Origin of the sequence: Klebsiella planticola (assembly GCF_000783935.2) — a bacterium.
GTDB lineage: Bacteria > Pseudomonadota > Gammaproteobacteria > Enterobacterales > Enterobacteriaceae > Klebsiella > Klebsiella planticola.
On the sequence record NZ_CP026047.1, the window covers coordinates 1,372,499 to 1,392,382 of the forward strand.

At 58.0% G+C, this 19,884-nt stretch carries 23 protein-coding genes; 16 read left to right on the forward strand and 7 right to left on the reverse strand.

The genetic code is table 11. The features are described 5' to 3' along the window. Positions 1 to 26: 26 nt before the first annotated feature. From rpoH to ftsY, 4 genes are all read right to left on the reverse strand, one after another. Positions 27 to 881, reverse strand: coding sequence for an RNA polymerase sigma factor RpoH (rpoH, locus tag MC50_RS06715; protein WP_004868561.1), 855 nt, complete (start codon positions 879 to 881; stop codon positions 27 to 29). A gap of 258 nt (positions 882 to 1,139) precedes the next feature. After that, on the reverse strand, positions 1,140 to 2,198 hold the full coding sequence (ftsX, locus tag MC50_RS06720; protein WP_032690503.1) for a permease-like cell division protein FtsX: 1,059 nt from the start codon (positions 2,196 to 2,198) through the stop codon (positions 1,140 to 1,142). Then, on the reverse strand, positions 2,191 to 2,859 hold the full coding sequence (ftsE, locus tag MC50_RS06725; RefSeq protein WP_004868565.1) for a cell division ATP-binding protein FtsE: 669 nt from the start codon (positions 2,857 to 2,859) through the stop codon (positions 2,191 to 2,193). The genes ftsX and ftsE overlap by 8 nt, the downstream gene beginning before the upstream one ends. Positions 2,860 to 2,861: 2 nt before the next feature. Continuing rightward, positions 2,862 to 4,520 (reverse strand): signal recognition particle-docking protein FtsY, encoded by a 1,659-nt coding sequence (gene ftsY / locus MC50_RS06730; protein WP_047663545.1) that lies wholly within the window; start codon positions 4,518 to 4,520, stop codon positions 2,862 to 2,864. A 191-nt stretch (positions 4,521 to 4,711) separates the two neighbouring features. On the opposite strand from ftsY, the gene rsmD reads away from it, so the two are divergent. Both rsmD and MC50_RS06740 read left to right on the forward strand, forming a co-directional pair. Next, the gene (gene rsmD, locus MC50_RS06735; protein WP_032690408.1) at positions 4,712 to 5,308 is read left to right on the forward strand and encodes a 16S rRNA (guanine(966)-N(2))-methyltransferase; all 597 of its coding nucleotides are present in this window, start codon (positions 4,712 to 4,714) and stop codon (positions 5,306 to 5,308) included. Continuing rightward, a complete protein-coding gene (locus MC50_RS06740; protein ID WP_004868571.1) occupies positions 5,298 to 5,576 on the forward strand; it encodes a DUF1145 family protein in 279 nt (92 codons plus the stop codon). The genes rsmD and MC50_RS06740 overlap by 11 nt, the downstream gene beginning before the upstream one ends. A 10-nt stretch (positions 5,577 to 5,586) precedes the next feature. Here MC50_RS06740 and MC50_RS06745 read toward each other — a convergent pair whose 3' ends face one another. Continuing rightward, positions 5,587 to 5,946 carry a DUF2500 domain-containing protein gene (locus tag MC50_RS06745; RefSeq protein WP_032696923.1) on the reverse strand — a complete coding sequence of 120 codons (360 nt, stop codon included), beginning with the start codon at positions 5,944 to 5,946 and terminating at the stop codon, positions 5,587 to 5,589. Positions 5,947 to 6,087: 141 nt separating this feature from the next. Between MC50_RS06745 and MC50_RS06750 the strand changes: the two genes are divergently transcribed. Beyond that, complete coding sequence (locus MC50_RS06750) at positions 6,088 to 6,714, forward strand: lysoplasmalogenase (protein ID WP_004868576.1); 627 nt, start codon at positions 6,088 to 6,090, stop codon at positions 6,712 to 6,714. Between the two features lie 78 nt (positions 6,715 to 6,792). Beyond that, positions 6,793 to 8,991: a Zn(II)/Cd(II)/Pb(II) translocating P-type ATPase ZntA gene (zntA, locus tag MC50_RS06755; RefSeq protein WP_047663546.1), complete on the forward strand. Its 2,199-nt coding sequence runs from the start codon at positions 6,793 to 6,795 to the stop codon at positions 8,989 to 8,991. A gap of 244 nt (positions 8,992 to 9,235) precedes the next feature. Here the strand turns inward: zntA and tusA are convergent, their stop codons facing one another. Continuing rightward, positions 9,236 to 9,481: a sulfurtransferase TusA gene (gene tusA / locus MC50_RS06760; RefSeq protein WP_004868581.1), complete on the reverse strand. Its 246-nt coding sequence runs from the start codon at positions 9,479 to 9,481 to the stop codon at positions 9,236 to 9,238. A 336-nt stretch (positions 9,482 to 9,817) separates the two neighbouring features. Between tusA and MC50_RS06765 the strand changes: the two genes are divergently transcribed. Together MC50_RS06765 and MC50_RS06770 are read left to right on the forward strand one after the other, a co-directional pair. Then, entirely contained in the window at positions 9,818 to 10,483 is a 666-nt protein-coding gene (locus MC50_RS06765; protein ID WP_032690404.1) for a 7-cyano-7-deazaguanine/7-aminomethyl-7-deazaguanine transporter, read from the forward strand. A gap of 73 nt (positions 10,484 to 10,556) precedes the next feature. Then, positions 10,557 to 11,114: a DcrB family lipoprotein gene (locus tag MC50_RS06770; RefSeq protein WP_032690403.1), complete on the forward strand. Its 558-nt coding sequence runs from the start codon at positions 10,557 to 10,559 to the stop codon at positions 11,112 to 11,114. Here the strand turns inward: MC50_RS06770 and MC50_RS06775 are convergent, their stop codons facing one another. After that, positions 11,115 to 12,335, reverse strand: coding sequence for an MFS transporter (locus tag MC50_RS06775; protein WP_032696926.1), 1,221 nt, complete (start codon positions 12,333 to 12,335; stop codon positions 11,115 to 11,117). A 316-nt stretch (positions 12,336 to 12,651) separates the two neighbouring features. On the opposite strand from MC50_RS06775, the gene MC50_RS28465 reads away from it, so the two are divergent. The 10 genes from MC50_RS28465 (at position 12,652) to MC50_RS06820 (ending at position 19,884) form a co-directional block, all read left to right on the forward strand. Further along, entirely contained in the window at positions 12,652 to 12,987 is a 336-nt protein-coding gene (locus MC50_RS28465) for a hypothetical protein (protein ID WP_127913549.1), read from the forward strand. A gap of 17 nt (positions 12,988 to 13,004) precedes the next feature. Further along, complete coding sequence (locus MC50_RS06780; RefSeq protein WP_032690401.1) at positions 13,005 to 13,394, forward strand: hypothetical protein; 390 nt, start codon at positions 13,005 to 13,007, stop codon at positions 13,392 to 13,394. A gap of 491 nt (positions 13,395 to 13,885) precedes the next feature. Continuing rightward, complete coding sequence (locus MC50_RS06785; protein ID WP_032696927.1) at positions 13,886 to 14,608, forward strand: beta-ketoacyl synthase chain length factor; 723 nt, start codon at positions 13,886 to 13,888, stop codon at positions 14,606 to 14,608. Then, a complete protein-coding gene (locus MC50_RS06790) occupies positions 14,605 to 15,420 on the forward strand; it encodes a lysophospholipid acyltransferase family protein (RefSeq protein WP_047663547.1) in 816 nt (271 codons plus the stop codon). Before MC50_RS06785 ends, MC50_RS06790 begins: the two co-directional genes overlap by 4 nt. Then, positions 15,401 to 15,658 carry a phosphopantetheine-binding protein gene (locus tag MC50_RS06795; protein WP_004868598.1) on the forward strand — a complete coding sequence of 86 codons (258 nt, stop codon included), beginning with the start codon at positions 15,401 to 15,403 and terminating at the stop codon, positions 15,656 to 15,658. The genes MC50_RS06790 and MC50_RS06795 overlap by 20 nt, the downstream gene beginning before the upstream one ends. A gap of 10 nt (positions 15,659 to 15,668) precedes the next feature. Next, complete coding sequence (locus MC50_RS06800) at positions 15,669 to 15,920, forward strand: acyl carrier protein (protein WP_004868599.1); 252 nt, start codon at positions 15,669 to 15,671, stop codon at positions 15,918 to 15,920. 5 nt (positions 15,921 to 15,925) lie between these two features. Further along, positions 15,926 to 16,507 (forward strand): COG4648 family protein, encoded by a 582-nt coding sequence (locus tag MC50_RS06805; protein WP_032690398.1) that lies wholly within the window; start codon positions 15,926 to 15,928, stop codon positions 16,505 to 16,507. Then, positions 16,504 to 17,862, forward strand: coding sequence for a class I adenylate-forming enzyme family protein (locus MC50_RS06810; protein WP_064385367.1), 1,359 nt, complete (start codon positions 16,504 to 16,506; stop codon positions 17,860 to 17,862). The genes MC50_RS06805 and MC50_RS06810 overlap by 4 nt, the downstream gene beginning before the upstream one ends. Continuing rightward, complete coding sequence (locus MC50_RS06815; RefSeq protein ID WP_047663548.1) at positions 17,849 to 18,202, forward strand: ApeI family dehydratase; 354 nt, start codon at positions 17,849 to 17,851, stop codon at positions 18,200 to 18,202. Before MC50_RS06810 ends, MC50_RS06815 begins: the two co-directional genes overlap by 14 nt. After that, positions 18,193 to 19,884: a glycosyltransferase family 2 protein gene (locus MC50_RS06820; protein WP_047663549.1), complete on the forward strand. Its 1,692-nt coding sequence runs from the start codon at positions 18,193 to 18,195 to the stop codon at positions 19,882 to 19,884. The genes MC50_RS06815 and MC50_RS06820 overlap by 10 nt, the downstream gene beginning before the upstream one ends.

Below are 19,884 nucleotides of genomic sequence, written 5' to 3' on the forward strand. Positions count from 1 at the left end.
CAGAGGCGAGTATGTACGCTGCCGCGTTATGCTTCGATGGCAGTACGCAGTTTCTTCATCGCGTTCTTTTCCAGCTGGCGCACGCGCTCAGCCGACACGCCATAGCGATCCGCCAGTTCCTGCAGCGTCGACTTATTGTCTTCGTCCAGCCAGCGGGCGCGGATGATATCCTGGCTACGCTCGTCCAGGCCCTGCATCGCGTCGGTCAGCTTGTTGGCCGCCTGCTCTTCCCAGTTATCATCTTCAATGCCATCGGCAAAGTTAGACGTTTTATCCTGCAGGTAGAGCACCGGCGCCATCGGCTGGCTATCGGACTCGTCGTCCGACGACATGTCGAAGGTCATGTCCTGCGCCGCCATACGGGATTCCATCTCACGTACGTCTTTGCTCGACACGCCCAGCTCGCGGGCCACCATCTCGACTTCATCCTGGTTAAACCAGCCCAGACGCTGCTTAGTTTTACGCAGGTTAAAGAACAGCTTACGCTGCGCTTTGGTGGTAGCGACTTTCACAATACGCCAGTTACGCAGAACGTATTCGTGAATTTCAGCCTTAATCCAGTGTACGGCGAAGGAAACCAGACGCACGCCCACTTCCGGGTTAAAACGACGCACGGCTTTCATCAGGCCAATGTTGCCTTCCTGAATCAGATCCGCCTGCGGCAGGCCATAGCCCGAGTAATTACGAGCAATATGAACAACAAAGCGCAGGTGAGACAGGATCAGCCTTTTCGCTGCTTCCAGATCGCCCTGGTAATGCAGCTTTTCAGCAAGCTCCCGCTCTTCATCAGCCGATAACATCGGCCAGCTGTTCGCAGCCCGGATATACGATTCCAGGTTACCAACGGGGGCTAAAGCTAAAGTTTGCATATCTTTGGTCATTCAAATCCTCTCAATCGATATCGTCTGACGTGATGGTTCCCATGAGATGAGCAACAAACATGCCAGCGTTTATGAGCAACGAGAATATCACCCACATTAGTATCAGACAGTGATTTTATCCACAAGTTCCATGCAACGATGTGAATAGATTACGCACAAAATGTGACATGGAAATGAAACGTAGGGAAGAGACAACAGGGACTCTTTCCCTGCAGAGAGACATTCATCAGTGCAGGGAAAGATTATATCAGACTTTTTTTAATCGGGGGTAAAGTGACGTAAATGTTGCACGGTAGCCAGCCAGGCCGCAACCCAGCCGATCATCGAGCAGACAATCAGCATCAGCAGACACTCGTCGAAGCCTAACCCGCTGAGTTCAAACCTGGTGCCAAACACCTGCGCGACTTCCGTCACCGCGGACGACAGTCGCATCACCATAATTTCCGACAAAATCAGCGACAAAAAGGCACCGCAGAAGCCCAGCAGCGCCCCGCCATACAGGAACGGGCGCAGGATGAAGCCGTCGGTCGCGCCAATCAGTTTTTGCACGTTAATGGTATCACGACGAGCAAAAATGCTCAGGCGTACGCTGTTGCCGATAACGAGGAACACGGCCGCCACCATCAGCACGCCAATCAGCGCCGACACACGGCCCACCAGCCCGGTCAACGAGGAGAGGCGGGCAAACCAGCTGTCATCCATACGCACTTCGTCCACGCCCTGAATGTGCGTCACGCGATCGCGCAGCGTATTCAGGGCATTGGTGCTCTGGAAATCCAGCTTCGGCACCACAATCGCGACGGCCGGAAGGGGGTTCTCTTCCAGCATATCCAGCGCGCCACCAAAGCCAGACCAGTTGCGGAACTCGCCAAGCGCTTCATCCCGCGACAGATAGTTCACTTTCTCTACGCCTTGTTCCGCCTGGAGCTGGCCAACCACCCGCGCCGCCGCGTCATCATCCAGCGTTTTCTCAAGATAAACGGTGATCTGCGGTGACGGATAGTACTGCGCCGCCGCGCTGTTGACGTTCTTGTACACCATGTAGCACACGCTTGGCAGCGTCAGCGAAATGGCGATAACCATAATGGTCAGGAAGGTAGCCAGCGGCGTACTTTTTAAATCCTGGACCGCGCCATGCCAGGCATAGCGAACCTGTTCGTTAAAGACGTTGCTCTTACGAGAAGCCGGGCCCGGCGCCGCTTTTGGCCGCTTCGGCGCATTACGCCCGCCACCGCCGCCCGCGCCTGCGCCATTGCGGAGGCGATCGAGCCGGCTACCGAACTGGCGAATCTGGTTTATTGCGTCGCGCTTATTCACCCCAATGGCCTCCATGCATATGACCGTCGCTCAGGGTCAGCATGCGATACGAGCGGCTGGAAATCAGCCCCAGGTCGTGCGTCGCCATCAGAACCGTTACCCCTACGCGGTTAAACTCCTCAAACAGGCGTAAAATCCCTTCCGAGAGCGCCTCATCGAGGTTACCGGTGGGTTCATCCGCCAACAACACCGCGGGCTTATTGACCACCGCGCGGGCAATCCCCACGCGCTGCTGTTCACCGCCGGAGAGTTGAATAGGGAGGTTTTTCGCTTTGTCCAGCAGCCCGACCTTGTCCAGCGCCGCCGACACGCGGCGACGAATATCATCGCCGCTGGCGCCGGCAATAATCAGCGGAATAGCGACATTATCAAACACCGTACGGTCCATCAGCAGGTGGTGGTCCTGGAAAATCATGCCGATCTGACGGCGCAAAAACGGCACCTCACGGCTTTTCAGGCGGCTAATGTCGTGGCCGCCGAATAAGATTTTCCCGGCGCTCGGCCGTTCAATACCGCAGATAAGCTTAAGCAGGGTACTTTTCCCTGCGCCGGAGTGGCCGGTCAGAAATGCCATCTCGCCCGACTGCAGGTGGAAATTCACCCCCTGCAGCGCTTGTCTCCCACCGAGATAGGCTTTGCTGACTTGTTCAAAGCGAATCATGATTAATCCTCTCGGGCAAAAAGTGCCTCAATAAAGTCGCCCGCATTAAACGGACGCAGATCCTCAATACGTTCACCGACGCCAATGTAGCGAATCGGAATACCGAACTGGTCGGCGACCGAGAAGATAACCCCACCTTTCGCGGTACCGTCCAGCTTAGTCAACGTGATGCCGGTCAAGCCAACGGCTTCATGGAACAGTTTGGCCTGGCTAATCGCGTTTTGCCCGGTGCTGGCATCGATGGTCAGCATGACCTCATGCGGCGCATCTTCGTCCAGTTTTTTCATCACCCGGACAATTTTCTTCAGCTCTTCCATCAGGTGCGATTTATTCTGCAGACGACCCGCCGTATCGGCGATCAGCACGTCAACGTTTCGCGCCTTCGCGGCCTGAATAGCATCGAAGATCACCGATGCCGAGTCCGCGCCGGTATGCTGAGCAATCACCGGAATGTTGTTGCGCTGACCCCAGACCTGCAGCTGTTCTACCGCCGCGGCGCGGAAGGTGTCCCCGGCCGCCAGCATCACCGATTTGCCCTGCTGTTCGAACTGACGGGCCAGCTTACCGATAGTGGTGGTTTTACCTACGCCGTTCACGCCCACCATCAGAATAACAAATGGCGTTTTCCCTTCAACATTCAGCGGCTCATCCACTTTCGCAAGGATATCGCCCATCTCTTCTTTCAGCAGGCCATACAGCGCTTCCGCATCACGTAGCTGCTTACGGCTGGCGCCTTCGGTAAGATTGGTAATGATCTTCCGGGTCGTTTCCACGCCGACGTCGGCAATCAGCAGCTGCTCTTCCAGCTCTTCAAACAGATCATCGTCGATTTTTTTGCCGCGGAACAGACTGATAAATCCGGAACCGAGATTCTGTTTGGTTTTAATCAGGCTGCGTTTCAGACGGGCGAAAAAGCCCTCTTTCGTCGGTTTTTCCTGCTCCTGTTGGGCGGAATCATCCGGCTGGCTCTGTTCTTCCGCTTCAACAATCTCTTGCTCATCAAGCGGTTGTGAAGCCAGCGCCAGAGCTTCAAGCTCTTCATCAGACAGTGCAGATTCAGGCTGTTCCTCAGCGCGCGTCTCATCACTCACCGCATCGTCCACGGCAGCGACTTGTGGCTCATCCGTCACCGCTTCCGGCGTCTGCCCGGCTACCGCTTCCGCGACAACCGGTTGAGCGATCACTTCTTCGACCAGCGGCTCCGGGGCAGCGAGATCTTCTGTCGGCAGCTGTTCAGCAACAGCCTCTTCCGCCACGGTCTCCGCCACAACCTGTTCAACGGCGGCCTCTTCGACCCACGTACTGGCGGCTGGCGCCTCGTCAATCGCAGCATGCGGCTGAGGGATCTCTTCGGCTTCAGCCGGGCCTTCGACCACAGGCGTCACCGGCGCTGAGTGCGGTAATTCGCTCTCAACAACCTGTTCCGTCACCTCAACGACCTCGGCCGCAAAAGCTTCCGCGTCCTCTTTCTCCACCGCAGAAGCGCTTACCGTCTCCGCTTCTGGTGCCGCCACCGTCTCAGCAGGCAACGCTGTAGCCGAATGCTGTTCGGCAACGTCGGTTTGCCCTTCTACTTTCTGTTCGGTCTCGGTTTCCTGCGCCTGTTCTTTTTGTCCAAAGCCCAGCCAGGAAAAGAAGCCACGTTTTTTCTCTTTTGCCATTTGCGACGACACTCCCGCTGTTTATTCATGGCACAGCTTCGGCATAACAATAGCGGAAGCTGAAAAATGATGAAATTAGTCGGATAGTCTATCACTTAACTTAACTCGCATCACCGCCCCCGGATTAAGGTTTCGTCATCCGCGTTCGATCGCTAGAATAGCGGACTGAAAGTGGAGACCTGAGCAACGAGATGAAGAAACCAAACCACACGGGCAGCGGCCAGATCCGTATTATTGGCGGGCAATGGCGGGGACGGAAATTACCGGTGCCCGAGAGCCCGGGCCTGCGTCCGACGACCGACCGGGTCCGTGAAACCCTTTTTAACTGGCTGGCGCCTGTCATGGTCGATGCGCAGTGCCTGGATTGCTTTGCCGGCAGCGGAGCCCTCGGGCTGGAAGCGCTGTCGCGCTATGCGGGCAGCACCACGCTGCTGGAAATGGAGCGCGGCGTCGCTCAACAGTTGCAAAAAAACCTGGCGACCCTGAAAGCCAGCCATGGCAAGGTGGTCAATACCAATACGCTCAGCTACCTTAATCAGCCCGGCACGCCGCACCATATCGTGTTTGTCGATCCGCCTTTCCGCAAAGGTCTGCTGGAAGAGACGCTGCGTCTGCTGGAAAATAACGGCTGGCTCGCCGATGAAGCGCTCATCTACGTTGAGAGCGAAGTCGAAAATGGTTTACCGCCGGTGCCGGCATGCTGGCATCTGTATCGTGAGAAAGTGGCCGGACAGGTCGCCTACCGTCTCTATCAACGTGAGGCAAAAGGAGAAAATCATGCTGATTAATTTTGGCCGCGTGTTGATGCTGTGCGTCTGGGCATTTTTATTATTAAACCTGTTTCAGCCTTTCCCGAAGCCACTGAACATCTTCGTTAACGTTGCCCTGATCTTTATGATCCTGATGCACGGTCTGCAGCTGACGCTGCTAAAGGCCACTCAGCCGAAAGATGCCCCGCCGCTGGGCCGCTTTGAACAGGTCCGTATTTTTATCTTCGGCGTGTTCGAACTGGTGGCCTGGCAGAAAAAGCTCAAGGCCACGCTGCGTAAGAAGTAACCCCCTGGGCTCAAGGTTCTGGCGTAAACGCGACAAACCTTGAGCCTTTGTAGCTTAGCGTTCCCCGATCACCGACGCTCAGCGCATGATATTGCGCCGCCTCAAGTCGAAAACTGACTTCCAGGCCACCGCTTTCCGGCCTGAAGCTCACGTCATAGCGCATATCGCTGCCAGCGGGGGCAACGGTTTGCTGGCGCGACCGGCGATCGTTGAGCACCTTCTCCCGCTTGTTACTCACCACCACCCGCTTTTGTAGCAGCGGCGCGGCGTCGTTATCCATATTTTCCCGTCGTTGCTGCACATAGCGTACCGATGCGGCCACCACAATGATGGCGACGACGATCATAAAAAACAGGGGAACCTTGCTCATTCATCTAACCCATAAGAATTCTCAGGAATAAGCATACCGCGCCTTGATTAACGTTGTCATCTGCCCGCCCGAACCACTACACTAAGTTTCAGTACCGCCAATACACCACTCACTTAATAATAACAGATACAAGGACTTACTATGCTTTGGTCGTTTATTGCTGTCTGTTTCTCCGCATGGCTTTTCGTCGATGCGTCCTATCGCGGCCCCACGTGGCAGCGCTGGGTTTTTAAACCCGTCACGCTGATCCTACTGCTGCTGCTGGCCTGGCAGGCGCCAATGTTCAACGCCATCAGCTACCTGGTACTCGCCGGGCTGTGCGCTTCGCTGCTGGGCGATGCATTAACGCTGCTGCCGCGCCAGCGGGTGATGTATGCGGTGGGGGCCTTTTTCCTGTCGCATCTGCTGTACACGATCTGGTTTGCCAGCCAGATGACGATGTCGTTTTTCTGGCCGCTGCCGCTGGTGCTGCTGGTTATCGGCGCGCTGCTGCTTGCGGTCATCTGGAGCCGGCTGGAAGACCTGCGCATGCCGGTCTTCACCTTTATCGGTATGACCCTGGTTATGGTCTGGCTGGCCGGTGAGCTGTGGTTCTTCCGCCCGACGGATACCGCGTTCTCTGGCTTCGCCGGCGCGACATTCCTGCTGTTGAGTAATATTGTCTGGCTGATCAGCCACTATCGTCGTCGCTTCCGCGCCGATAACGCCATCGCTGCCGCCTTCTACTTTGCTGGCCACTTTCTGATCGTCCGCGCGCTGTATCTGTAATTTTGCGCTTGACTCTGGAGTCGACTCCAGAGTGTATCCTTCTGGTAATGAGAAAATTATCATTACCGGGAGGGTCCCATGTCGACTCCAGAAACGCAGGATAAAAAAGTCCCACAGTTCTCGTCATTCAAATTAAAGCCGGTTGTCGCCCAGGCTGACAGCTGCTGCACGGAATCTGGCTGTGCCGCCAATAACGCCGCCGACAGCGAGGCGTTAAACGAGGCGCGCTATAGCTGGCTGGTTGAAGGCATGGACTGCGCCGCCTGCGCCCGTAAAGTCGAAACTGCGGTGCGCCAGGTACCAGGCGTCAACCAGGTACAGGTTCTGTTTGCCACCGAAAAACTGCTGGTCAACGCCGATGCCGATATCCGCACTGCCGTCGAAAGTGCGGTACGTGCCGCGGGCTATACGCTGCGCGATGAAAGCGCCCCGCCGCCGGAAACCTCGCCTCTGCGCGAGAACCTGCCGCTGATAACGCTGGTACTACTGATGGCGCTGAGCTGGGGTCTGGAGCAGTTCAACCACCCCTTCGGCGAGCTGGCATTCATTGCCACCACGCTTGTGGGCCTGTGGCCCGTCGCTCGTCAGGCTCTGCGCCTGATCCGCAGCGGTAGCTGGTTTGCCATTGAAACACTGATGAGCGTCGCCGCCATCGGGGCGCTGTTTATCGGCGCAACGGCCGAAGCCGCGATGGTGCTACTGCTGTTTATGGTTGGCGAGCGTCTTGAAGGCTGGGCGGCCAGCCGTGCCCGCCAGGGGGTAAGCGCGCTGATGGCGTTAAAACCCGATACCGCCACTCGTCTGCGTGACGGCGTGCGGGAAACCGTCGCCCAGCGCGATCTCCGCCCTGGAGACATCATTGAAGTCGCAGCAGGTGGTCGCTTGCCCGCTGATGGCCAGCTGCGCACGCCGTTCGCCAGCTTCGATGAAAGTGCCTTAACCGGTGAGTCGGTGCCGGTCGAGCGCCGGTCCGGCGAACGCGTGGCGGCAGGCGCCACCAGCGTCGACCGTCTGGTTCAACTGACGGTGATTTCTGAGCCGGGCGACAGCGCCATTGACCGTATTCTGAAGCTGATTGAAGAGGCAGAGGAACGTCGGGCACCCATTGAACGCTTTATCGATCGCTTCAGCCGGATTTACACGCCAGCCATTATGGTCGTCGCCCTGCTGGTCGCCATCGTACCACCGCTGTTCTTTGCCGCCGCCTGGCTGCCGTGGATCTACAAAGGTCTGACGCTGCTGCTGATCGGCTGTCCTTGTGCGCTGGTTATTTCCACTCCGGCGGCCATTACTTCCGGGCTGGCGGTGGCGTCGCGTCACGGTGCCCTGATTAAAGGCGGCGCAGCGCTTGAGCAACTGGGTCGCATACGTCAGGTGGCTTTTGATAAGACCGGGACGCTAACCGTCGGCCAACCGCGCGTCACCGCCGCAATCGCCCTGAATGACGTGGATGAAAATGGCCTGCTGGCACTGGCGGCGGCAGTAGAACAAGGCTCCAGCCACCCGCTGGCGCAGGCCATCGTGCGCGAAGCCCAGCAGCGCCAGCTGACGATTCCGTCTGCCCGCGGTCAGCGCGCGCTGGCGGGTTCGGGTATTGAAGCCAAGGTTGACGGTCGTCAGATACTGATTTGCGCGGCAGGCAATGACGCCGCCGCAGAGCATGAGGCGCAGATTCAGCAGCTGGAGAGCGCGGGTCAGACGGTTGTGCTGGTACTGCGCGAACAGTCTCTGCTCGGCATTCTGGCGCTGCAGGATACGCTGCGCGATGACGCCCGTCAGGCGGTCGACGATCTGCATCGTCTGGGGGTGCAGGGCGTCATTCTGACCGGCGATAACCCGCGTGCGGCTGCCGCCATTGCCGGGGAGCTGGGGCTGGAATTCCGTGCCGGACTGCTGCCGGCCGATAAAGTCGAGGCGGTCACGGCGCTCAATGCCGCTGCGCCGCTGGCCATGGTCGGTGACGGAATTAATGACGCGCCGGCAATGAAGGCCGCCACCATTGGTATCGCCATGGGCAGCGGAACCGACGTGGCGCTGGAAACCGCCGATGCCGCCCTGACGCATAACCGCTTAACCGGTCTGGCGCAGATGATTGCCCTGGCCCGCGCCACCCACGCCAATATTCGGCAGAACATTGCGATTGCGCTTGGCTTAAAGGGGATTTTCCTTATCACCACGCTGCTCGGATTGACCGGGCTGTGGCTGGCGGTGCTGGCCGATACGGGAGCAACGGTGCTGGTGACCGCTAACGCCCTGCGACTGTTACGTAAGAAATAAGCGGAAAGACCCCGGTGGCGCGCTGCTTACCGGGGCTACGGGAGCGTGCGGTCTTTGGATTTTGCAGGCCGGACAGGGACGCAGTCCCGCCTCCGGGAAGACGGTCTGCGGCAATCGCACCGTTTATCCCCCGGTAGCGCGCTGCTTACCGGGGCTACGGGAGCGTGCGATCTTTGGATTTTGTAGCCCGGACAGGGGCGCAGCCCCGCCTCCGGGAAAGGCCGTGCGGCACGTAAACCCGTGCTTAATGGCTTTTACGAATCAGATAGCGGTAGGGCAGCGCCGCGGTTTCTTGCGCCAGCAGCTCATGCTCCATAAAGCGGCAAAAACCCGGAATATCGCGGGTTGTCGCCGGATCGTCGGCGATAATCAGCAGCGTTTCGCCCACCGGCATGGTACGTACGGTCTTACGCACCATCATTACCGGCTCCGGGCAACGCAGGCCCTGAGCGTCCAGAGTGTGGTCAGGGCTGGAGAAAAGTTCGGTCATTTTTATCTCACATCAACAAAACGGCCCTAGTTTACCCCCACTTTTCCGCTACGCAAGTCAGGTTAACGTTTGCGCGAAAAACAACCATTGCAATACCCGCTCAACGCAGTATCATTCTGCCGCTTCAAACTGGTACTCGCGCGTTGGCAAGCCACGGCACGAGTATTGATTTATTGGGTTCCCTCACCCCAACTCTCTGGTCCTGAATCATTCGAGTTGCAGAAAGGCGATACCGCAGTGAATTCCCGAGGGCTTACCCAGGTAAGCGACTGGAATACACGAGGAGAGTCAACGCATCTGCAGTCTGAAGGATAACGGGCATAAAAAGGTCACAATATGAATCCGTTTACAACGTCACAGCGTCAAAAAGCGCTGGTCTGGCTTTCTCTTTTTCATTTGCTGGTTATCACCTCCAGCAACTATCTGGTGCAGCTCCCGATCTCCATTTTTGGTTTTCATACCACCTGGGGCGCATTCAGCTTTCCGTTTATCTTCCTCGCCACCGATCTGACGGTGCGGATTTTCGGCGCGCCGCTGGCACGACGCATTATCCTGGCGGTGATGGTCCCGGCGCTGCTGATCTCCTATGGCATCTCGTCCCTGTTTTATATGGGCGAGTGGCAAGGCTTTGCCGCGCTGACCCACTTTAACCTGTTCGTCGCCCGTATCGCCGCCGCCAGTTTCATGGCCTACGCGCTGGGCCAGATCCTCGATGTCCACGTCTTTAACCGCCTGCGGCAAAACCGCCGCTGGTGGCTGGCGCCGACTGCCTCGACCCTGTTCGGCAACGTCAGCGATACCCTGGCCTTTTTCTTCATCGCTTTCTGGCGCAGTCCGGACCCGTTTATGGCAGCGAACTGGGGAGAAATCGCGATTGTCGACTACAGCTTCAAGGTACTGATTAGCATTGTTTTCTTCCTGCCGATGTATGGCATGTTGTTGAATATGCTGCTGAAAAAACTGGCAGATAAATCTGATTTATCCGCATTGCAGCCAGGTTAAGAGTACTCGCAGGTTGATGTGATAAGATAAGCGAATGAGCCGTTAATGGCCGTTTATCGAAAGGAATATGTCAATGCGCAATTTGGTTAAATATGTCGGTATTGGCCTGCTGGTTATGGGGCTCGCGGCCTGTGATAACAGCGACACAAAAACGCCGACTGCCGGGGCAGCTGCGGAAAGCAACGCCAGCGGACAAACTATCAGCCTGCTGGACGGTAAGCTGAGTTTTTCCCTGCCAGCAGGAATGACCGATCAGAGCGGCAAGCTGGGTACCCAGGCCAACAACATGCACGTCTATTCTGACGTCACCGGACAGAAAGCGGTGATCGTGATTGTTGGCGACAGCACCAATGAAGAATTGAGCGTGCTGGCTCAGCGCCTGGAAGATCAGCAGCGCAGCCGCGATCCGCAGCTGCAGGTTGTCACCAATAAATCGATTGATATCAAAGGCCACACGCTGCAGCAGCTGGACAGCATCATCTCCGCCAAAGGCCAGACCGCCTGGTCTTCCGTGATTCTCGGCAAGGTTGACGATAAGCTGCTGACCCTGCAAATCACGCTGCCGGCAGACAACCAGCAGCAGGCGCAAAGCGCGGCTGAAAACATCATCAACACCCTCGTCATCCAGTAACTACTGGCCTGACGTAGCGGCCTCCGGCGCCACCGCCGGGGGCCGTTTTTTTAACCGCCAACTCAACAACAACGCCACCGCCACCAGCCCCGCCGCCGCCAGATAAATGGTGGAAATCCCGGCCCATGCCATCAGCAGCCCGGCCAGCGGCCCGGTGATGCCTAAAGACAGATCCATAAATACCGTATAGGTCGCCAGCGCCGAGCCCTGATTTTGCTGCGGCACCGCCTTCACCGCCACCACCCCCAGCGCAGGGAAGACCAGTGAAAAACCGGCGCCAGCGAAGAAGGTCCCGACTTTGGCGATCGGCGAAGTTTCAGCCAACCCCACCAGCAGAAGTCCGACAATCTCAACGCTAAAGCACAGCATCGCGACGTTCAGTCCCCCCAGACGATTAATGCCATTAGGGAACAGCAGACGCGTACCAACAAACGCACAGCTAAATAACGTCAGCGCAAACGCCGCGCCGTCCCAGCCTTTGGCGTCGTAGAACAGGGTAATAAACGTCGCGATCGTGCCAAACCCGGCGGAAGCCAATGCCAGCGCCATCCCATACGGCCAGACCCGGCCCAGCACGGCGCGAAACGTCATCGCTTTGCCCTTCGTTGCTCTGACCGCCGCCCTCGGCAGCGCACACAGAATAGCGACCAGCGCCACGGCCATAATCGCCCACGCCAGCCCCGGCAGTCCGACAAGGGAATAACAGAGCACGCCGAGCGGCGCCCCCATCGCCATCGCCCCGTAAGTCACGATACCGTTCCACGAAATAACCCGCCCGATATGCAGCGAGCCCACCACGCCCACCCCCCATAGCGTTGAACCGGTGCCGGCAAAGCTTTGCCCGATGCCGAGAATCACGCGACCGAGGCACAGCAGCGCCAGGCTAAAGATCGGCCAGCCGCTGCCGACGGCCGCCAGCAGATAGCTCAAACCGCTGAGAAAACAGCCGCACAGCCCGAAGATCACGATCTTTTTCGGTCCAAGAAGATCGGCGTAGCGTCCGGCATGAGGGCGGCTGAGGAGAGTGGCAAAATACTGCAGGCTAATGACCAGGCCGGCCCAGAACGCGCTAAATCCCATCACATCATGGACATAGCCCGGCAGAACGGCCAACGGCAGGCCAATTGTCAGGTAGCTGGCAAAATTAAACATCACAACGGAGACAATCCGCAGATTAAGGCGCACGCCATTCAGCGCCGGTTCGTCAACGGGTTCGGGCATGGGGGTCCACCAGACTTTTACAACAGTGTTTCACTATTACCACGTCGTCTGCTCAAAAGCAGCCCACGGCGCAGAAATTCGCGCGCGACGGGCCGCACGATCAACCTCAACATCGGGTACAGCTTCTGTCAGCAAGGACTGCTACAGGGCAACTGGCGTTCATTTTCGCTTCGCCACGGGGGAATGTTTGTGTCGCTAGCCGGAACCGGCCGGCAAGAGAGCCGCATTGGTCAGGAAAGAATGTAAATAGCCGAAGGCGGCATCGGTGAGGAGCCAGGATCGCCCGGGAACACAGATAACCCGATAGCCGGAGTGAATGGGCCTGGTCAACACATACGCAACCGGATGTCTAAGGCATATTTATTTAAATACCGTCAGCGATATACCTGAATATCCCCCGCGAATTAACTGTCTGGCGAATAATAATGTCGATGGTATAAGCTTCGGGAATTCCCGCTATGCCGTTAAAATTCAACCTCATAAAACCATTCATTATCACTCATTACTGCTGGTGGCCTCGCTCGCTATCCTTTATGATGAAAACCGTCGCATCATTAAGACAACACGAAAATCCATACCGGATATTTATCCGGAACTTTCTGGTGGCCGACATTCATTTTTAACGTCAGCCATTTCATTGTATTACCGGTAATTTGACAGGGAGTGTTCATGAAAAAGTATGTGCAGTGGTTCGCCGCTATTGCGGTTGCAGGCGCGTTGGCCGGCTGTGCGCGCACCGCGCCGGTTGAGCAAATCCAGACCACCGTGAGTGCCGGTCATACTGAGGCTCAGGTGAAACAGGCCATTCTGCGGGCCGGCGTGCAGCGCCAGTGGATCATGTCGCAAACCGCGCCTGGCGCGATCGCCGCGCGTCAGCAGGCTCGCGACCATGTCGTTGAGGTCCGTATTAATTACTCCGCCAGCGGTTATTCTATTCACTACGTCAGCAGCAGCAATATGCTGGCCTCCGGTGGGAAAATCCATAAAAACTATAACCGCTGGGTCCACAATCTGGATAAAGATATTCAGGTAAATTTAGCCGCTGATTCAAGCCTGTGATTGTCCTCGTCATCCCATCATTGATTCAGGAGTCAGCGCGCAAATGCTGACTTCTGAAGAGGCACAGGATCAGAGACTATTCTGATGCTCGACAGGATTCGGCATTATCCTATGTATTCGTTTGCCACCCGGTAGAATATGTGGCGGAAATGTCAGAGTCAGGTCACTGACCTGTTGATGGAATAACAGAATATCTCTCTCAGGCGCGAATAGTTGCCATAATAAATTGCGCTGGCATAGGAAAATATCGAAAATACGCCCTGACTTCGCCGCATAAATTGCCATGCAGTGAATATGCTTGCCGATATGCCCTCAGACTCACCCTGAGGCCGGATATCCGGTCGGCAAAAAGCGGAACGGTAAACAATCCAGGCCGGTAATGCGCCGTTGGTCAAGGCGTTAGCCATACTGTATACGCGTGCCACAACAAAAATAAAAAGTGCCGTTAAAAAATGGCGCTAAGATCACCGATTTATCGCGGATACGCGTTGATGAAATTTGCACTAAACATAGTTGACTGGCAGGGCAGAGCCCCGGGAATGAGCGAAGCGACACAGTGGCAGCAATGGTCACGGCATCCGCACGCCTTCGATCCCTCAGCCCCACAGGCAAAATTAACCGAATTACCGATGATGACCGCCAGACGCCTTAGCTCCGGCAGTAAACTCGCCGTTGAGTGCGGGCTGGCAATGCTGCGCCGTCATCAAATCGACGCCATACTGTACACCAGCCGCCACGGCGAACTTGAACGCAATTATCGTATTCTCCATGCCCTGGCGACGCAGCAGGCCATCTCCCCGACCGACTTTGCCCTGTCCGTCCATAACTCGGCGGTGGGGAATCTGACCATTGCCGCACAGCGGCCGATCGTTTCCTCCTCTCTGTCGGCCGGGCGGGATACCTTCCAGCAAGGGCTATGCGAAGTCATGTGCCTGCTGCAGGCGGGCTATCAACGGGTATTAATGGTGGATTTCGACGGCTACCTGCCCGAGTTCTACCATCCGCAGCTATCGCCAGAAATGCCAACCTGGCCCTATGCGCTGGCGCTGGTGATTGAAGCCGGGGCGGCATTGCGCTGCGTCACCCGTCGCAGCGCACCGTCCGCAGAGACCGCGCTGCCGCAAAGCCTGTTATTTTTACAACACTATTTGCAGGACAGCCCGGCCTTTACCCTGCCCGGCGAGCGCGTGCAGTGGCAATGGAGTCGCACATGAGCCCTCTGCAGGCACGTCTGAACCGGGTCTGGCGGGGAGCCATGACCGGCGTCTGTTTCGCCTTGTTCGGTCTTGGTGGACTGCTGCTGTCCCTCATCTGGTTCAACCTGCTGCTGATAGTTATCAGGAACAAACCCCGTCGCCGCCGTCTGGCGCGGCGCAGCATTGCCGCCAGCTTCCGCCTCTTTTTGGCGGTGGTCAGAGCCGTCGGCGTGCTGGATTACCGCATTGAAGGCGGTGACATTCTACGCCAGGAGCGCGGATGTCTGGTGGTGGCCAACCATCCCAGCCTGATCGACTACGTGATGCTGGCGTCGATCATGCCGGAGACCGACTGCATGGTAAAAAGCAGCTTGCTGAAGAACCCGTTCGTCAGCGGCGTGATTCGCGCGGCGGATTATCTGCTTAATGACCAGGCGGATTCGCTGCTGCCCGCCAGCCTGAACCGCCTTCAGCAGGGTGATACCATTTTGATTTTCCCCGAAGGCACGCGGACGCGCCCCGGTGAGCAGATGACGTTGCAGCGCGGTGCGGCCAATATTGCCGTGCGCTGCGCCAGCGATTTACGGGTCGTGACAATCCGCTGCAGCGAACACATGCTTGGCAAGCAGTGCAAATGGTACGATGCGCCGCCCAGCAAACCTCTGTTTACGATTGAGGTGCGGGATCGGATACGTATCAACCAGTTTTTCGATGCCAGCTCACAGACGCCATCGCTGGCGGCACGGCAGCTAAACCGGCATCTTTTGCTTCAATTACAATCAGGTACTACGCCTACTTCAGGAATTAATGATGCAAGCGCTCTATCTTGAAATTAAAAATCTCATAATTACTACGTTGAATCTGGAAGAACTGTCGGCTGACGACATTGACACCGATGCGGCACTCTTTGGCGATGGCCTGGGTCTGGACTCCATCGACGCCCTGGAGCTAGGGCTGGCGGTAAAAAACCGCTATGGCGTGGTGCTCTCCGCCGAAAGCGACGAGATGCGCCAGCATTTCTTCTCCGTTGCCACCCTGGCCGCGTTTATCGACGCTCAACGTACCTGAGGCTCGCCCCATGACTGAATCACATGATATTTATGCCGACGTCTCGGCACTGCTGGTTAAGCTGTTTGAAATCGATCCTGAGGATATCAAACCGGAAGCGCGGCTGTACGAAGACCTGGAGCTGGATAGTATCGACGCGGTCGATATGATCGTCCACCTGCAGAAGAAAACCAGCAAGAAAATCAAAGCAGAAGAATTTAAAGCCGTGCGCACCGTGCAGGATGTGGTTGATGCCCTCGAACGCCTGTCCCGGGAAGCCTGAGCCGCATGTCGGGGGCACTTTCACGCAAGGGTATCCTGCTGCTGACAAGCCTGCTCCTGCTGGCCTGGCCTTGTGTTATCTGGCTGGGCCTCGCGCATAACAGCCTGCGCTGGCTGCTCCCTTTAATGGCGCTGCTGCTGTATTTACGCCTGCGCCAGACCCGGCGTCAGGCGGGTCCGCTGCGTATCGTCACCCAGGTGGTTGCGCTGGCGGGGATCGTCCTGTGCGTGGCCAGCACGCTGTTGAAAACGCACCAGCTGCTGCTGTTTTACCCGGTGGTGGTCAACGCCGTGATGCTGGCTGCGTTCGGCGGTTCGCTGTGGACAACCATGCCGCTGGTGGAACGCCTGGCCCGCATACAAGAGCCTCACCTCCCCGCCGCCGCCGTGCGCTATACCCGTCGGGTCACGCAGATCTGGTGCCTGTTTTTTATCGTCAATGGCAGTATCGCCCTCTTTACGGCGCTGTACGGTGATATGGCGCTCTGGACCGCATGGAACGGCATGATCGCCTATCTGCTGATTGGCGCGCTGATGGCCGGAGAGTGGCTGGTACGCCGTCGGGTGATTAAGCGAGAATCCTCATGATGCCGCCTCTTTCTGTGGTCCGCTGGCTGAGTACCCCGCGTTCGGCCGACACCCTCGTGGCCTGGCGGGGCGACCAGGTCTGGACCCTGGGCCATCTGCGCGATGACGTTGCGCACTGCGTGGAGCGGCTGCAGCAGCACCAGGGTCAACGCTGGGCGCTCTGTTTTGACGACAGCTATCTGTTTCTGGTCGCGCTGCTGGCCACGCTGCATGCCCATAAAACGCCGGTGATCCCGGGGCATAGCCGCCTCTCTCAACTGGAAGAGCAACGCGCGCTGTTCGATGGCGTGCTCAGTGAAAAGCCTCTTGGCTGGAGCGGCCCGACATGGGTCATCAGCCGTTCCCGACGCCCTCCCGCGCAGACGGTCACCTTCCACCAGTTGGCTGATGACGCCACCATTGAGCTGTTCACTTCGGGTTCGACGGGGCAGCCGAAGCGAATTATCAAATCGCTGGCCGTTCTCGACCGCGAGGCTGAACTGCTGGCCACGCGCTTTGCCGACCGGCTGGCCGGCTGTCGTATTGTCGCTTCGGTGGCGCCCCAGCATCTTTACGGCCTGACCTTTCGCATTTTCCTGCCCATGGCGCTCGGCCTGCCGCTAGATGCGGCCATGCTGAATTATGCCGAACAGCTCAGCGCGCTGGATCCCCGGCATCGCTATGCGTTTATCAGCAGCCCGGCCTTTTTGAAGCGCCTTGACCCCCGGCTGACCCCGCCGCCGGTGGCAATCCTGTTCTCTGCCGGCGGAGTACTGCCCTGGGAACAGGTGACCGGAGCGGCCGACTGGCTTAAATGCTGGCCGGATGAGATTTACGGCAGTACCGAAACCGGCATCCTTGCCTGGCGTTGCCGCGAGCAGGAATATGGCAACTGGCGGCCTTTCCCCGGGGTCAAACTTCTCCCTGAGGGCGAAGCGTTTCGCGTATTTTCGCCGCTGATTGCCGAGCGAGATGGTCTGTTACTCGACGATACCCTGCAACTCACCGCCGACGGACACTTTCGCCTGACCGGGCGCCGTGGACGGGTGGTTAAAATTGAAGAAAAGCGGATTTCGCTCAGCGAAATTGAACAGCGCCTGATGGAACTGGAGGGGATTCGCGACGCGGTGGCTTTACCCGTCAGCCGCGGTGGCCGACAGGCCATCGGTGTCCTGCTGGTGCTCAATGACCATACCCGTCAGCAGTGGCTGTCCGCCAGCAAACCCCTTGAGCAGGCGTGGCGGCGAGCGCTTCGGCCAACGCTTGAGCCGGTCGCCATTCCCCGCTACTGGCGCAGTATCGACGAGATCCCGGTGAACAGCATGAATAAGCGCGTGTATGCGCAATTACAGGAGTTATTTCATGAAACCCCATGAAATTAAAGGGAATCAGGCGCATCCGCAACAGGTTGAGATTGTCTTGTACCTCGATCCTGGCCTTTTCTGGTTTAGCGGCCATTTTGCCATACAGCCGCTGCTGCCCGGCGTTGCCCAGCTGGACTGGGTAATGCATTACGCCACCACGCTGCTGGCGCCAGGCTGGCGGTTCCACAGCATTCAGAACGTCAAATTCCAGGCGCCGCTGCTGCCGGATGCGACCGTCACGCTCACCCTGCACTGGCAGGAAGCGCGCCAGATACTCACTTTCAACTATCAGCGCCACGATGGCGAAGCGCGGCATACCGCCAGCAGCGGGAAAATCCGTCTATGTCAGTAACCTTCGCGCCCTGTGTGGTGATCCCTTGCTACAACCACGGCGCGATGATGCCCCAGGTGCTGGCCCGTTTACGGTCCTGCAATCTGCCGTGCATCGTGGTCGACGATGGCAGCGACGCGCCGACGCGCCGGGTGCTGGAACAACTGGCGGCGCAGGAGCCCGGGTTGACGCTGATTCGCCTGACGGAAAATGCCGGCAAAGGCGCGGCGGTGATCCGCGGCCTACAGGCCGCAGCCGCGGCGGGTTTCAGCCACGCCGTGCAGGTGGATGCCGACGGGCAGCATGCCATTGAGGATATTCCGCAGCTGCTGGCTCTCGCGCAAGCGCACCCGGCCGCGCTGATCTCCGGGCGGCCCGTTTACGACGACACCATTCCCCGATCGCGCCTCTATGGCCGCTGGATTACCCACATCTGGGTGTGGATAGAAACGCTCTCGTTCCAGCTGAAAGACAGCATGTGCGGCTTTCGCGTCTACCCGATTGCGCCGACGCTACAGCTGGCGCAGCGCGTGGCGCTGGGTAAACGAATGGATTTCGATACCGAGGTCATGGTGCGTCTCTACTGGCAGGGCAATGACAGCCATTTTGTGGCGACCCGCGTGACCTACCCCGTGGACGGGCTGTCTCATTTTGATGCGCTAAAGGATAACTGTCGCATCTCCTGGATGCACACTCGCCTGTTCCTCGGCATGCTGCCACGTATCCCTTCCCTGCTGTTTCGCCGTCGGGCAAGCCACTGGGCGCAGCAGCAGGAGCTCAAAGGGCTGTGGGGAATGCGTCTGATGCTGCTGGTCTGGCGGCTGCTGGGGCGTAGGGCGTTTTCGTGGCTGCTCTACCCGGTGGTGGCCGTCTACTGGCTGACCGCGCACCGCGCCCGTCAGGCCTCGCAAAACTGGCTCTCCCGCGTGCGCGTGCAGCTTAGCGCCCGTCAGCAACCGCTGCCCGCGCACCTCAACAGCTATTGCCATTTTCTGCGCTTTGGCGAGGCGATGTTCAACAAAATCGCCGGCTGGCGCGGCGAATTACGCTTCGGACGCGATGTGGTTTTCGCCCCCGGAGCGGAAGACGTGCTCAGCAACACCACGCCAGGCGGCAAGCTCTTACTGGCCTCCCATCTCGGCGATGTCGAGGCCTGCCGGGCGCTGGCGCAATTGCAGGGCGGTCAGGTCATTAACGCGCTGGTGTTTAGCGATAACGCCCGCCGCTTTAAACAGATCATGGAGGAGATGGCGCCGCAGGCCGGGATCAACCTGATGCCGGTGACCGATATCGGCCCGGAGACCGCGATGCTGCTCAAAGAGAAGCTGGAGCGTAACGAATGGGTGGCTATCGTCGGCGACCGCATCGCCGTGACGCCCCAGCGCGGCGGCGAATGGCGCGTCTGCTGGAGCAAATTCATGGGGCAGCCCGCGCCTTTTCCGCAGGGGCCGTTCATTCTGGCGTCGATCCTGCGCTGTCCGGTGCAGCTGATTTTCGCGCTGCGCCAGCAGGGCAAACTGCATATCCATTGCGAACCCTTCGCCGACCCGCTGACGCTGCCTCGCGCAGAACGCCAGGCGGCGTTACAGCATGCCATTGACCGCTATGCAAAGCGCCTTGAGCACTACGCGCTGCAGTCGCCGCTGGACTGGTTCAATTTTTTCGATTTCTGGCAGCTGCCGGATGCCAAAGAGAAGGAGTAA